The organism is Gemmatimonadales bacterium, assembly GCA_019637315.1.
Lineage (GTDB): Bacteria > Gemmatimonadota > Gemmatimonadetes > Gemmatimonadales > GWC2-71-9 > SHZU01.
In genome coordinates, this window is the sequence record JAHBVU010000005.1 from 117,966 (window position 1) to 133,142 (window position 15,177).

Annotated in this window: 10 protein-coding genes; 6 read left to right on the forward strand and 4 right to left on the reverse strand. The window is 65.2% G+C overall.

What is annotated here, in order from left to right; genetic code table 11:
- Positions 1 to 43: 43 nt before the first annotated feature.
- From KF785_06535 to KF785_06545, 3 genes are all read right to left on the reverse strand, one after another.
- Positions 44 to 1,210, reverse strand: coding sequence for a 2-oxo acid dehydrogenase subunit E2 (locus tag KF785_06535; protein MBX3146412.1), 1,167 nt, complete (start codon positions 1,208 to 1,210; stop codon positions 44 to 46).
- Positions 1,211 to 1,327: 117 nt separating this feature from the next.
- On the reverse strand, positions 1,328 to 2,335 hold the full coding sequence (locus tag KF785_06540) for a hypothetical protein (protein ID MBX3146413.1): 1,008 nt from the start codon (positions 2,333 to 2,335) through the stop codon (positions 1,328 to 1,330).
- A 108-nt stretch (positions 2,336 to 2,443) separates the two neighbouring features.
- Complete coding sequence (locus tag KF785_06545; GenBank protein ID MBX3146414.1) at positions 2,444 to 3,976, reverse strand: serine hydrolase; 1,533 nt, start codon at positions 3,974 to 3,976, stop codon at positions 2,444 to 2,446.
- A gap of 230 nt (positions 3,977 to 4,206) precedes the next feature.
- On the opposite strand from KF785_06545, the gene KF785_06550 reads away from it, so the two are divergent.
- Entirely contained in the window at positions 4,207 to 5,280 is a 1,074-nt protein-coding gene (locus KF785_06550) for a mechanosensitive ion channel family protein (protein ID MBX3146415.1), read from the forward strand.
- Positions 5,281 to 5,437: 157 nt separating this feature from the next.
- Positions 5,438 to 7,195 (forward strand): hypothetical protein, encoded by a 1,758-nt coding sequence (locus tag KF785_06555; GenBank protein MBX3146416.1) that lies wholly within the window; start codon positions 5,438 to 5,440, stop codon positions 7,193 to 7,195.
- 72 nt (positions 7,196 to 7,267) lie between these two features.
- On the opposite strand, the gene KF785_06560 is transcribed toward KF785_06555, so the two are convergent.
- Positions 7,268 to 9,001, reverse strand: coding sequence for an amidohydrolase (locus KF785_06560; GenBank protein MBX3146417.1), 1,734 nt, complete (start codon positions 8,999 to 9,001; stop codon positions 7,268 to 7,270).
- Positions 9,002 to 9,513: 512 nt separating this feature from the next.
- Here KF785_06560 and KF785_06565 point away from each other — a divergent pair.
- The 4 genes from KF785_06565 (at position 9,514) to KF785_06580 (ending at position 15,161) form a co-directional block, all read left to right on the forward strand.
- Complete coding sequence (locus tag KF785_06565; protein MBX3146418.1) at positions 9,514 to 10,647, forward strand: M23 family metallopeptidase; 1,134 nt, start codon at positions 9,514 to 9,516, stop codon at positions 10,645 to 10,647.
- Between the two features lie 18 nt (positions 10,648 to 10,665).
- Positions 10,666 to 11,169 (forward strand): RNA polymerase sigma factor, encoded by a 504-nt coding sequence (locus tag KF785_06570; protein ID MBX3146419.1) that lies wholly within the window; start codon positions 10,666 to 10,668, stop codon positions 11,167 to 11,169.
- 2 nt (positions 11,170 to 11,171) lie between these two features.
- Positions 11,172 to 11,798, forward strand: coding sequence for a hypothetical protein (locus tag KF785_06575; protein ID MBX3146420.1), 627 nt, complete (start codon positions 11,172 to 11,174; stop codon positions 11,796 to 11,798).
- A gap of 123 nt (positions 11,799 to 11,921) precedes the next feature.
- Complete coding sequence (locus KF785_06580; protein ID MBX3146421.1) at positions 11,922 to 15,161, forward strand: PD40 domain-containing protein; 3,240 nt, start codon at positions 11,922 to 11,924, stop codon at positions 15,159 to 15,161.
- Positions 15,162 to 15,177: the final 16 nt, after the last annotated feature.

Sequence of the window (15,177 nt, forward strand, 5' to 3'; positions counted from 1 at the left end):
CACTCATGGAGTGGAACCGGGCCTCCTCGTTTCCCGCAATGGCCTATGCCCAGCTTTCGATCGTCTCGACCCACCTGGTGAGGAACGCGTTGGCCTGGAAACCGTCGAGCACCCGATGGTCGATCGTCAGGGTGACATACATTCGCGGGCGCACCACCGGGACGCCGTTCGGGTCGGCCACCACCCGGTTCTCGAGTTTGCCGATGCCGAGAATGGCGGATTGCGGCTGATTGATGACGATCGGGGTCGCCACCAGGCTGCCGCTCACGCCGTGATTCGAAATCGTAAAGGTGCCGCCCTGGACATCCTTCGGGGTGAGTGTGCCCGCCCGCGCCCGCGACGTCAGATCCTGCAGCCGCGCGGCGGTGCCCTCCAGGTCGAGGGTCTGCGCCTGCAGGATGACCGGAACGATCAATCCGCCGGTTTCGAGCGCCGTGCCGACGCCGACGTTGCAGTCATCGAAGAGCTCGAGCGCATCGTCGTGCCAGCGGCTGTTGACTTCAGGTACGGCCTCGAGCGCAGCAACCGTGGCACGAACGAAGTACGCCGTGAACGTCAGCTTGGTGCCGCGCGATTCGAAGTCGGCCTTGTGGGCGTTCCGGTGCGCAATCACGGCGGAGAGATCGACCTCGAAGACCGAGGTGACGTGCGGTGCCGTGGCCATGCTCTGAGCCATGTGATGCGCAATGCTCTTGCGCATCGGCGTGTGCGGAATCCGCCGCCCGCCGGTCTGGCTGGCGCCGGCATTCCGGGCCCGCTCGACGTCCTCGACCGTAATCCGCCCGCCTCGGCCCGTGCCAGTGATCGTCGCGGCATCGAGGCCGTGTTCCTTGATGAGCCGGCGGACCGCCGGGCTCAGTTCGGGTGTTCCCTCTGCATCCGCGGCTGGGGCCCGGGTCCGCGGGGCAGTCTCCGAGGCGCCTGCCGCTGCTACCGGAGCCGCCGAGGCGGCAGGCGCAACCGATCCGGCGGGTCCGATCCGGCCGAGCGGTTCACCCGGCTCGACCGTATCACCCTCGGCCTTGAGAATCTCGACCAGCACCCCGTCGCCGGGAGCCGCGATTTCGACCGTCACTTTGTCGGTGGTGATTTCGAGCAGCGGTTCGTCCGCTGTGACGGTATCGCCTGCGGATTTGAACCACTTGCCGACGGTGTTGGTGGTGCCCTCGGCCTGGTCGGCGGGGAGCAGAATATCGATGGGTGAAGCCATAGGGGTGTCAGGGCCGTGGATGAATGCGGATCGGGTACCAACCGACGCATTCTAGCCGGATGGACCGCCTCGGCGAAGGGGTTGCCGAGGCGGTCGATGCCGGGGTTGGCAGGCCGGTCAGGTCGTAGGCTTGGCGGCGCGACCCACGGCAGCACGGCCGATCGTGTTGTTGTCGCTGCCAAACCAGATCACGCCCGTTCTCGGGTCGAACACCATGTGGCGAATCGACCCCCCGCCGTTCGGGATGGCTGAGTTCTCGACGAAGGCGCCCTTCTTCGGGTCGAATCCGACCAGCCGGTTGGGCTGCACCCCGGTTTCGACCATCCAGACCCGCTCTTGATCGTCGGTGGCCATGGCGTACGGCATGGAGACGTTGCCGCTGGGTGCGGTCCACTCGCGGACCGCTCCGCTCTTTGGGTCGAGGCGGCCCAGCATGCCGACCGTGTAATCGCTGTACCAGACGTAGCCGTCGGAGGTCAGGGCCAGCCGTCGTGGCCGACTCTTCGGGTTCGGCAGGTCGTACTCCCGCGGGGTCATGGTGGCGGGATCGATCGTGCCGATCTTGTTGCTGCCGAACAGGGTGTACCACGGGCGGCCTTCGGCATCGAGCAGGATACCGTAGGGGCGCGACTTCGCGGTCGCGATCCTGACGAGCTGAACCTGGCCCGTCTTGGTCGCCAGCTTGCCGACGAAGTTGCCGTTCTGCACTGTGAACCAGATGTCGCCGGCGCGATCGAAAACCATGGTGTGCGGATCGCCTGCCTCGCTGTCGGGCATCGGGTAGCGTGTGATGGCGCCGGACGCACCGTCGACCTTGCCGATCATGCCGTTGCGATTTCCTGCGTACCAACCGTTGCCGGCCAGGTCGACGATGACCGTATGAGGGTAGGTCCCGGCGTCGATGGTGAACTGCTCGAACTTGGCCGACCGGGGGTCGAAGCGCGCGACGTAGTTGCCGGCCTGACCGACAAACCAGATCCGTCCGTCAGGTGCGACCGAGGGGTCTCTGGGTCGGGACTTTTCCCAAGGTACGGTCCATTCGTCGATGCTCACCGCCGGTGCCTGGGCCTGGGCATCGAGCACGAGCTGAGTCGCGAACACGAGAATGAGACTGGCGAGACGCATGGCTTCCCTCCTTCGGGGTTACCATACGTTAGCACAGTTCCTGGCGGGTCGGTACCGGAGGCGAGCCAATGGCGGGAAGGGCGGCATCGCCGCCCTTCCCCAAGGAGCTTACTTGTCCTTCGTGTAACTCACCGGCTTGATGGCGGGTTCGATCGGCATCGTCAGGTTGGCAATCTTACCGTTCGGGTCCATGTGGAACTGAACTCGCATCCGTCGCGGGATTGCCGGGCTGGCGGGCTCGGTTTCAAACACGTCGTAGTGCCAGTGGTTGAGGCCGACGCCTTCGAAGATCCCGTAGGTAAACCGCAGTTTGTCGCCGTCGACGGCGACGCGGATGCTGCCGTAGCCCGGATGGCTGTAGGTGCCCGCGTAGTCCGCCAGCGAGTGGGAGGGCCGGGTTCCGGCCACCTTGGAAGCGACCTCGCGGCCTCGGGCCGAATCGGCGCGGGCGCGGGCGCGCGCCGCCTGCTCGAGATAGCGTCCGCTCCAGTCGATCTGCGAGAGGCCGAGCATCCGGTCATACACCATGAACGGAATGAAGTCGCGGGTCTGGGTCCCGTTCATGTTGGTCAGCACGATCACGCCGACCGAATCGTCCGGCAGGAAGGACATCTGCGCCGAGAAGCCGTCGATGTTGCCACCGTGCTGAACCAGCTTGCGGCCCCGGTAGGTGCCCACCATGAAGCCCATGCCGTACTGCTGAAAACCGACTTCCGCTCCGCCTGCCCCCGGATTCGGCGAACTCGGCATCACCATGTGGGGAATGTGCATGTCGCGGATCTGCGCGGCGGGAATGACCTGCTTGCCGTCGAGCAGGCCGCGGTTCATGTGCAGAATCAGGTAGCGGGCCATGTCGGCTGCGCTGGCGTTGATGTTGCCGGCGGGTCCGATGGCATCGATGTTCTTGAACGGGATTCGCACCACCGAGTCGTTCGGCAGCCGCGCATGGCCGTAGGAGAAGTCGGGCGACCGGGCCATGTCGGTGACCGAGAAGTCCGCCGTATTCATGGCCAGCGGCTGGAACACCCTGGCGCGAACGACGTCTTCCCAGGAGCGGTTTTCGATCTTGCCCGACAGCAGTCCCGCGGTCATGTACATCAGGTTCTGATACTGCCAGACGCTGCGGAAATCGTGTGACGGCTCGAGATAGCGCAGGCGGTCGAGCATTTCCTGGCGACCGAAGCCGACCACGCCCCAGAGCGCGTCATGTCGGGGCAGGCCCGATCGGTGGGTTACCAGATCGCGCGGCGTCATGCGTTCGGTGGCCACCGCGTCGTACATGGTGAATTCCGGCAGGTAGCGGCGCACCGGGGCGTCCCAGTCGAGCTTGCCGTCGCCGGCCTGGGCGGCCATTGCGGTCACGGTAAACGACTTGGTGACGGAGCCGATGGCGAACTTGGTATTCCCGGTAACCGGCAACCGCTGTTCCAGATCCTTGAATCCGTAGCCTTTGAGCAACACGACCTCGTTGCCTTTGACGACGGCGATGCCAACGCCCGGGACGTTCCAGGCCTTGAGCACCGATTCGATGGCCGCATCGAAGTTTCGGTCGAGGCGCGGGGTTGCGGTTCGTTGAGCCTCGGCGGTCGAAACGAGCAGCAGGGTGGCGCACGCGGCGCCGATGCGGGCTTGCCAACGCATCACGGTCTCCTTCACGATGGGACGGGCCCCCCAAACCGGGGGCGGGGAATTGTACCCAGAATTGTGTCCAACTGCACCGTACGCGACCGGGGGGCCGCTGGTGTCAACCGGGTACTGGATTGCTCACGGTTGACCGCCCCTCCGATTGGGCCTTAGTTGTCAGAACAGAGAAGGTCCGGACGCGCTGGCGTGCCGGTTCCCGATTCAGGTCCTCACGATCGGTTCAGTCGATGCTTATGTCTCTCGATACGATCTTCTATGGGAATTCGTTGACTCAGTGGCTGTTCGCAGGCGTCCTCACCTTGTCGACCTGGGGCGCCATGCTGGTGGTGCGTCGCCTGATCTCCGGTCGGTTGACGGCGCTGGCGGCGGCGACCGCGGGCCAGTGGGACGATCTCATCGTCGCGGCGCTGAGTCGGACCAAGCCGTTCTTCTTCGCGACCGTATCGATCGTGGTCGGTGCTCAGGTGCTGACCCTGCCGCCGCGGCTCGAATCGTTCCTCGCGCACCTGATGGCCGTCGTGCTGCTGGTGCAGGTCGGGATCTGGGCGAGTCTGATCGCGCGAACGCTGCTGGATCGCTATGGCGCCAGTCGTGCCGAGAATGATCGTGGTGCTGCCACGATGATGAGCGCGGTCGGGTTCGTGGTACAGGTCCTGATCTGGTCGGGGGTGTTCCTGCTGACGCTCTCGAATCTGGGCGTCGACATCACCGCACTGATCGCCGGACTCGGCGTCGGCGGCATCGCGATTGCGCTTGCCACCCAGAATATTCTGGGCGACCTGCTCGCGTCGCTTGCCATCGTGCTCGACAAACCGTTCGCGATCAAGGACTTCATCATCGTGGGTGACCTGATGGGGTCGGTCGAGCACATCGGGCTCAAGACCACCCGGGTGCGGTCGCTGTCAGGTGAGCAACTCGTCTTTTCCAACGCCGATCTGCTGTCGAGCAGGATTCGCAACTACGGCAGGATGTTCGAGCGTCGAGTGGTGCTCTCGATCGGGGTCGAGTATGAAACGCCGAGAGCCAAGCTGGAACGGATCCCGGCAATCCTGAAAGAGGCAATCGGATCGCAATCGGGTACCCGATTCGATCGGAGTCACTTCGCCAGCTTCGGTGACTTTTCTCTCGACTTCGAGTCGGTCTACTACGTCCTGTCCGCCGACTTCAACCGGCACATGGATATTCAGCAGGCAATCAACTTCCGAATCCACGAGCAGTTCGAAGCGGAGGGTATCGGGTTTGCCTATCCGACCCAGCGGCTGGTCGTCGAACGGCGACGGGTTCAGGGCAGCGAATCATGAACCTTTCGGTCGTCAATGCCGGGGGGAATCGACTGGAGCCGGACAGCCCAAGATACCGGCAACGCACTTGCCTGCGTATTTTCCGGCACGCTCCCTGTCGCCGCGGCTGCGGCATCGGTCCACATTTCCGGTATAGGTCATGACCATTCGTCCGTCGATAAGCCGCCGTGTAGCGTGCGGCGCGCTGCTTCTCGTGTTGGCGGCTATTCCCGTCCTCCTCGAAGCGCAGGCCATTCGCACCACGCGTCAGGAAGACCCTCGCGTCGGGCTGCGGGCAGGCTGGCATAACGCGGAGAGCGCCATCCGCAATCTGCGTCTCGTCGCCAATCGTTCGCGCCCGGCCGGGTTCTTCGATCCGGCTTCGCTCGGGAACTTTGCTTTTGCCAACTCTGATCTGGCCTTCCGCGGTAATTTCGTGTTTCAAGGCGGATACAACGGTTTCCAGGTCTGGGATATCTCGAACCCCGCCGCACCGGCCATCCGGAAGGCGTTCCCCTGTCCGGGAGGCCAGGGTGATCCGTCGGTCTACGGCAACCTGCTGTTCATCTCGGTCGAGGAAACCAGCGGGCGGCTCGACTGTGGCGCTCAGGGCGTGGTCGATACGGTGAGCGCCGAGCGGTTTCGGGGCGTGCGGATCTTCGACATCAGCAGTCTCGATGCGCCGAAACAGGTGGCTGCGGTGCAGACCTGCCGAGGGTCGCACACCCATACGCTAGTGACCAGTCCGAAGGATCCGAGCAGTATTTATGTATATGTGTCCGGGACCAGTGTGGTTCGTTCGAGCAGCGAACTCCAGGGCTGCTCCGGGCGTGCTCCGGAGGAGGACCCGAATACCTCGCTGTTTCGTATCGAGATCATTCAGGTTCCATTGGCCGCTCCGCACACTGCCCGGGTCATCAGCGCGCCGCGCCTCTTTACCGATGCGTCCGGCAACATTGCGGGTCTCTGGCGTGGCGGGACCCACGGCGAAGGCACCCAGGAGACCGCGACGACGGATCAATGCCATGACATCACGGTCTATCCGGAGTACGGTCTTGCGGCGGGAGCTTGCTCAGGAAACGGCTTGCTGCTCGACGTGAGCGACCCCACCAATCCGCGCCGGATTGCGGAGGTGAGCGATCCGAACTTTGCCTACTGGCATTCGGCGACGTTCAATAACGATGCGACCTCTATTCTGTTCACGGACGAGTGGGGCGGTGGCATGGGGCCTCGCTGCCGCGCGACGGATCGGCCCGAGTGGGGCGCCAACGCGATCTATCGTCTCGAGAATCGTCAGCTCACACCGGCCAGCTTCTTCAAGTTGCCGGCGGCCCAGTCCGAGGTGGAAAATTGCGTGGCTCACAACGGCTCGCTGATTCCGGTGCCTGGCCGCGACATCTTCGTGCAGGCCTGGTATCAGGGTGGCATTTCGGTGATTGATTTCACGGATCCTGCCAAGCCGTTCGAGATCGCGTTCTTCGACCGTGGCCCGGTCAGTGCCGAGCGCCTCGAGCTGGCGGGCCACTGGTCGGCGTACTGGTACAACGGCTACATCTACGGGTCGGAGATTGCGCGCGGTCTCGATGTGCTCGAACTGCGACCGAGCGAGTTCCTGACGGCCAACGAGATTGCGGCGGCCAGGCTGGTGCGGCTCGATCAGTTCAATCCGCAGCTGCAGCCGAAGTTGACCTGGCCGGCCGATTTCTCGGTGTCGCGCGCGTATCTGGATCAGTTGGTGCGTAACCGCGGTCTCGTACGTGATCGCCTCAATCGGATCACCCGCGATCTGCGCAGCGCGGAGCAAGCGCGCGGCACGGACCGGCAGCAACGGCTGGCCCGACTGGCGGAGGCGATCGACCGGGACGTCGACGGGGCTGTCGATCCGGCGCGGGTCAGGGCGTTGGCGGCGTCGGTGCGGGCCTTGGCGGGCCAGTAGGCACCGACGCGCCTGCGGACAGATTGGAGACGTGCACGGCCCCGCTTGGGGCCGTGTGTCGTTCCGAGCCGGTCAGAAGGCCTGGGTCTGACGATCCCGGGTCCGGTTGTCGTCGCCGTGGCGCGAGCGAAAGCCGAAGGACTGCCAGACCATGCTGCCGGACCGCAGGGTGGCGACCACGCGAGTTGTTTCGAAGCGTTCGCGGGGGACCGCAAACGGATCGCGTTGCAACACCACCAGGTCCGCAACGGCCCCTGGCCGCAGGGCGGGCTCGACCGCCGGCCCGGCTGCCGGATGCCAGGTGGCGTTCATCTTCCAGGCAACCACCCGCGCGATCGAGTCGGGATAGGACGATCCGACGGCATTGGTGCGGGTCATGGTTGCCGCGACCTGGTGGAGTGCATCCGTCGTCGGGCGGGTAAAGTAGTCCGAGCCTTCGGCCAGCCGCGCTCCCATGCGGGCCAGACGATCCCATGCGTACACGCGACCGGCATTGGCCGTGCCCACCCGGGCCAGCTCGAAGCCACTGTGGTCACCCGGATGGGCATTGAAGTTGGAATGAACCGAGAGGACGACGCCGAGGCGGACCGCTCGCTGCATGTCGTGCTCGGAGGCGTAGGAGAAGTGCTCGATCCGCAGGCGACGGCTGTCGAGGCCGGCGCGGGTGCGCAGCAGCTCCTCGTAGGCGTCGAGGACGCGAGTCACCGCGCCGTCGCCGATGGCGTGGGCGGCGACACCCAGGTTCCGGTCGAGGGCCCGGCCGGCCAGGGTCGCGATTTCCGGCGTCGTCATTCGGAGGAGTCCGGTGGTCGACGGGTCGTCCGCGTAGGGGTGGGTCAGGGCGGCGCTGCGGCTGCCTAACGCGCCGTCGACGAAGAGTTTGAGATGGGTAATCCGGACTCGGGGCGAGAGCTGATACCGGCCCTGGTCCCAACCGAGCACCGAGTCGGCAAACGGGCTCGGGGCCGGAACCATCAGCGACAGCTCGAGCGGCAGCGGCTCGGCTCGGTCCGCCTGAGCCAGCAGCCCCGCATAGCGACCGAAATCGAGGTTGAGGGCAACGATGCCCGGTGCGGCGAGCACGCCGGCGTCGTAGGCACGGGCAATGCCGCGTCCGGCCAATTCTTCGGCGCCGAGCCGGTAGGCACGCACGATGTCGCTGTCGGCCAGCTGTGGCAGCAGAGCAACCAGCGGCTCGTTGGCGCGGCCCAGCAGGATCCCGGTGGGGCGGCCGTCGCGGTTGCGGACCACACGTCCACCGACCGGGTCGGGGCCGGGCGCCCACAGGCCGGCGGCTTCGAGGGCACGCCGGTTGGCCCAGCCGGTCTGGCCGTCGACGCGGCTGAGGTAGACCGGGTGGTTCGGGGCGGACAGGGTCAGGAGGTCATGGGTGGGCAGGGTGCGCGATCCCCACTGGATCTCGCTCCAGCCGGTTCCGAGGACCCACTGTCCGCGCGGCACCGGTGAGCTGCGCAGCCGGACGCCGTTGCCGACGTCCCGGTAGGCGGTGGCCGGTGCCAGGTCCAGGAACATCCGGTCGGGGTCGTGCTCGTTGAGCAGCGAGTAGCCCACGTTGAAGACGTGGACGTGGTGATCGGCGAGCGCCGGCGCCACGGCGGCTCCGCCCAGGTCGATGACGCGGGTCGTCGCACCCTGCCAGGTAGCGACGATGTCGCCGCCGCCGAGCGCGGCAACCGTGCCATTCCGGATTGCAATCGTGGTGACCAGGGGCGCTGCCGGGTCCAGAGTTCGGACCGCCGCGTTGGTCAGGATCAGGTCTGCTTTGGCTGCCGTTGGCGGCGGCACGGGGCGCTCGACGTCGGGTGGCGTCGGCCGGGGCGGTGGCGGAGCCGGAGGCCGGGCCGTTGAGCAGCCGAGGGCCAGGGTCGCTAAGCCGATTGAGTACCACCAGGAAAGTCGCATAGCCACGATTCGGTGACGGTGTCGCGAGCTGAATCTGCAAGCCGAAGGCCAGGGCCGGGTTGTCGCACGCTGCGCCACGATTGCGCGGAACCTTGCGCGGATCGCGGGTCCGCGGCGCTGACCCGCTCGGCCCAGAGCAGGCAACGCGCAGTCTCTTGCGCGGGTGGCTCCCCGGCGATCATGACCTGGCGGCATTCTGCCGGATCGTGCTCGTCGGGAAAGGTACGGCGGTATGGCGTCCCGGTGTCACGCTTTGGACGACTCGGTTGCCAGGAGAGTGCACAGTACCCGGGCTTGGCGGCGAGGCTCGACCGGTTATGCTCCCCCGTAAGGTTGCTGTGGTGACGGCTACCAATCGGATGGAACGGAAACTACTCGATAGAACTGGAGGCGGTATGGCAGGATCCTGGATCAGGCGGATCATCGCTGGTGGGGCGCTGGTTGTTGGCGCGGTCGGGCCGGTAGCGGCACAGCTCGGGATGGTCTCACTCGATGTCCGGGTGCCGAAGCGGCCGATTCCGGTTCCGTCGGATGGGCAGGCCCATCTCGTGTATGAACTGCGCGCCACCAACATCGGTCGCACCGGTTACGCGGTGCAGCGCATCGAGGTCACCAGTGGTGATCGGGTCCTGGCCTCCTGGGATGGCAGTGCCCTGCGGTCGATTGCGCTGCGGATGGGCGAGACGGGCGATCCGCGGATCATCGGTCCCGGGCGCCAGAACCTGTTTTACCTCATCGTGTCGGTACCGGTCGGCGCGGTTCCGGACACGTTGGGTCACCGGATCCATACTGCGCACGCCGACTCCGCCGAGGGTCCGACCCGTACCGTGCTCGGCGGCCCCGCAGTGGCGGTGGACCGGACGGCACCGATTCAGATTCGCTCACCGCTCAAGGGTGGTCCGTGGGCTGCGATCAACGGACCCGGCAACTTGTCGGGGCATCGTCGCACGGTGATTCCACTCGAGGGCGAGGGACGGATTGCGCAGCGGTTTGCCACCGATTGGATCAAGCTTGGTCCGGATGGCAGGGCCTGGCAGGGTGATTCCACCGTCAATGCCAACTGGTATGGCTACGGCGATTCACTGGTGGCGGTCGGCGCGGGGACCGTGGTGGCGCTCAAGGACGGCATCATCGAGAATGTGCCGTTTTCGCCGACCATGGCGGTGCCGATCACGCTCGAAACCGTGGCGGGCAATTACGTCATCATCGACCTGGGCCGCGGCAACTATGCCTTCTATGCGCACATCATTCCGGGCACCGTGGCGGTCAAACTCGGCGATCGGGTCAGGCCGGGGCAGCTGGTGGGCTTGCTGGGCAACTCCGGCAACTCGACAGCGCCGCACCTGCACTTCCACATCGGTGATCGGCCGACCCCACTGGGGTCCGAGGGCATTCCTTTCGTGCTGGACCAGTACGTCAAGCTCGGCGTGATGGAGAACTTCCTGTCGCCCTGGACCAACCGGGGGGCGGAGCAGGTCAAGCGTGGTGAAACGCCGTTCGAGAATCACGTGACTCAGTTTCGTCCCTGAGCCGGTCGGCGCCGTCCGTTGACGAGCGGAGTTGCGGGCCGTGAGGAACAGTTCCGCGTTGTGGTGGCCACGCACGGGCCCGCAATCCGCCGGATTGCCCGCATTTACGCAGGTAGCGACGGCGAGGAGGAGGATCTCTATCAGGAGATCCTCTACCAGATCTGGAACTCGCTGCCCTCCTTTCGGGGCCAGTCGGCCATCGGAACCTGGGCGTACCGGGTCGCGCTCAACGTCGGGCTGGGCTATCGGCGGCGAGAAACCCGGCGCTGGCAGACGCATGATCCGACGACGATCGTTGCGGACCTGCCGGCGCCTGCGGCATCGCCTGCCTCGGTCGAAGACGCCATTCTCGCGGAGTTTGTCGGCAGCCTCAACCCGGTCGACCGATCGGTTCTCGGTCTGTATATGGAAGGCCTCAAGCAACAGGACATCGCGGAGGTAACCGGATTGTCGGTTGGTGCGGTCGGGGTTCGGATTCATCGTCTCAAACAGCTGTTCAAGCAGCGCTACGTGGAACGGTGACCATGGAACTCGACTCGCTCAAGGAGGCCTGGCTTCGCCAAACGGTCAACGTCGACTCCACCCGAACGATCGATCGTGATGTGGCCGCCGCAATGGAGCGGGGGCGAGCCATGACCCGGCGAGTGCGGCGCCGCGACTGGCTCGAAACGGGCGCCTGTGTGCTGCTGTTTCCGTTCATGGTCATGACAGCCCTCGACGACGACTCATCGTTGGTTCGGGCCGGTGCCATCGTGACGGCGTTGGCGTGCGTGCTGATTCCGATTCGACTGCGAATGGCTCGTCGGGCGGCGCCGGATGTTGGGCTGCCGGTGCTCGACACCTTGCGGCACGAGATCGAGCATCTGAGCGCCCAGGAGCGGCTGCTGCGGACCTCTCTCTGGTGGTACTTCCTGCCGCTGCTCCTCGGCTTTGTCCTGATGATCCTCGGATTTCCTGGCTCTCCGGTACGGAAGGTTGCCGTTCTGGGTGTTGGGGTGGCCGTTTTCGGGGTCCTCGCCCGGGTCAACTGGAAGGCCGGTTACCGCAGCTTCGCGACTCGTCGTCGCGAGCTGGAGGACCTGGAGCGTGGACTCCTGGCGCTCGAGCGCGACACCGGTTCGGCAGGGAGGGGTGGAATGGAGGGCCATTAGGTTGCCTGCCGGTCGCGGTTCGCCGTTCATCCCCCGAGGGTAGTCGAAACCGGATTGAGCCGATATCGTACGGGGTCGGTGGTTTCTCGACCCTCATCCGTGACTCCGGAGTTCAAAATCCGCATGCAGCTTGTTGCCCGTCTTGCCCTCTTCGTGTGGGTGCTGGGTGTTGCCGTCGGCTCAGCCAGCGCTCAGGTCAGTACCACCGATACCCGCCTCCTTGCTCAGCCGGCTGTCAGCGCCGATCGCGTCGCATTCACCTACGCCGGCGATCTTTGGACTGCCCGCCATGACGGGTCGGATCTGCGTCGGATTACCACCGCCGATGGCGACGAGAGCAGCCCGGTATTCTCTCGTGACGGCAAGTGGCTCGCCTTCGCGGGCAATTACGACGGCAACACCGACGTCTATGTGGTGTCCGCCGAGGGCGGGGAACCGCGGCGGTTGACCTGGCACCCCGGTCCCGACCTGCCGCAAGCGTTCTCGCCTGACGGCTCGACCGTCCTGTTCACCTCGAATCGGGCGGACTACTCGATGCGGTACACCCAGCTGTGGACCGTGCCGGTTGCGGGCGGTCCGGCCACTCGGCTGCCGATTCCCAATGGAGCGCAGGCGACCTACTCGCCTGACGGACGGTGGATTGCTTACAACCCCATCGGACGGCGGTTCGAGCAATGGAAAGGCTATCGTGGGGGCACGGTGTCGCAGCTCTGGCTGATCGATACCAGAACTTGGGACATCGAGAAGGTGCCGCAACCGGCGGGCCGCTCGAACGACGTCGATGCGATGTGGCTCGAGCCAAACGTGGTGTGGTTCCGCTCGGATCGGGACGGCGAGTTCAATCTCTATCGCTATGATCGGTCGACCAAAACGGTCACCCCAGTTACCAGGCACACCGACTTCCCGGTGATGGCAGCATCGGCAGGCGCTGGCCGGATCGTCTACGAGCAGGCGGGTTGGCTCCATTTGCTCGACCCCTCGTCCGGCCGGGCCCAGAAGCTCACGATCGGCGTGTCTGCAGATCTGCGTGAGACCCGTCCGCGATGGGTCAAGGGTGCGGACTTCGTTCGTAACGCGTCCGTGTCGCCCAGCGGTGCGAGGGTAGCGTTCGAGATGCGAGGGGAGATCGTCACGGTTCCTGCGGAGCAGGGGGACCCCCGCAATCTGTCGAATACACCCGGGGTTCATGAACGGTCTCCGGCATGGTCGCCCGATGGCTCTCAGATTGCCTATCTGTCGGATGACGGGGGCGAATACCGACTCCACCTCGTGCCGCAGGATGGCAAGGGGACCCGAAGAGTCATTCCGCTGACGGGCGCGGGGTTCTACTCGGACCTGCGCTGGTCACCGGACGGGAAGCGGATTGCCTATACCGACAATTCGCTCTCAGTGTTCGTGCTCGACGTCGCATCGGGTCGCAGTAATCGGGTTGGTGGGCATCGGACCTATACGCCGATCGGCGGGCCAGGGTATGCCTGGTCGCCTGATTCGCGGTGGCTGGCGTACTGGGTATACAGTCAACCGCTGGTAGCGACGCTCTCGCTCTACGACGCCGATCAGAATCGGTCGACGGTCATCACCGATGGGCTGAGCGAAGTGACGCAGCCGGTCTTCGAACGGAACGGCAAGTACCTCTATGTGCTGGCCTCGACGGATGCCGGACCGGCTCTCGATTGGTTTGCGCAGAGTACGACGGGCTTGCGTCGGACCCGGGCAATCTACGCGATTGCCCTGAGCAAGGATGCGCCGAACCCCTTTGCAAAGCAGAGTGACGAGGAGGCTGCTGCTGCGGCTGCGAAGCCGGCCTCGCCATCCTCGCCATCCTCCTCGACGACGACCGTGGATTTCGATGGGCTGGCCGACCGGATCGTCGCCTTTCCGGTGCCGGCGGCGGAGATTCTGCAACTCGAGGTAGGGGAGGCGAACCAGGTCTACTACCTTCGCCTCACTGACGGCCGGCCCACGTTGCGTCGCTATGACGTGGTCAAGCGCAAGGATGACGTCGTCATACCGGAGGCCCAGGGCTTCGAGCTGACGGCGGACGGCAAGAAGCTACTCTATCGCAACGGACCGGCGTGGTTCATCACCTCGGCTGCGCAGCCACGCCCCGGGGAGGGTCGGGTCAATACCGGGTCGGTCGAGCTGCGGATCGACCCCCGGCTCGAGTGGGCCCAGATGTATCAGGAGGCGTGGCGGATAACCCGCGACTATTTCTATGCCCCGAATTTTCACGGGGTCGACTGGAACGCCCAGCGGGGCAAGTATGCGCCGCTGCTCGCGGCCGCGAGCAGCCGGGGGGATGTCGAGCGGGTGATTCGCTGGTTGTTGAGCGAGGTGCGGGTCGGACACAGTGGCCAGGGTCCTGGGCAGCGCCTTTCGCCACCAGGTCAGGTTGGGGTCGGCCTGCTTGGTGCGGATTACGAGATCGTCTCCGGACGGTATCGGTTTGCTCGGGTGTACGGCGGGGTCAACTGGAATCCGACGCTGCGGTCGCCGCTGACCGAGCCCGGAGTCGGTGTCCGCACCGGAGAGTATCTCCTGGCGGTCAATGGTGTCTCGATTGCTCCGCCTACGAGCGTGTACAGCCCGTTCGAGCAGACGGTCGGCCGAGCGGTCGAGCTTACGGTCGGTCCGAACCCGGATGGTACAGGGTCGAGAACGGTTACTGTCGTTCCGATCGGTTCGGAGGCACAGCTTCGGAACCGGTATTGGATCGAGAGCAACCTGCGACGGGTTGATTCGGCAACGGGCGGTCGGGTGGCCTACGTCTATGTGCCGAACACCACCACGGCCGGGTACGAATCGTTCAAGCGGTACTTCTACCCGCAGGCGCACAAGGACGCGATCATCGTCGACGAGCGGTTCAACGGTGGCGGGCAGCTGGCAGACTACTACGTCGATGTGCTGGCGCGGCAGACGATGAGTTATTGGGCGATGCGGTATGGCGAGGATCTGCGGACGCCCACGGCGTCGATCGCCGGGCCGAAGGCACTGCTAATCGATGAAACAGCCGGCTCGGGCGGCGACTATTTCCCGTGGATGTTTCGCAAGATGAACCTCGGGCCGCTGATCGGGCAGCGAACCTGGGGCGGCTTGGTCGGCATTCTAGGCTTTCCGGTGCTGATGGACGGCGGTACCATGACTGCTCCCAACCTGGCGATCTGGACGCCGGAGGAAGGCTTCATCGTCGAGAACGTTGGCGTGCCGCCTGACATCGATGTCGAGCAGACGCCGAAGGACGTGATTGCGGGGAAGGATCCGCAGCTCGATCGCGCGATTGCCTGGGTTATGGAGGAACTTCGCAAGAATCCTCCGACCAAGCCGTCGCGGCCGCCCTACCCGGACAAGACCAAGCGGCCCTGAGAGTACAGAATGGCCG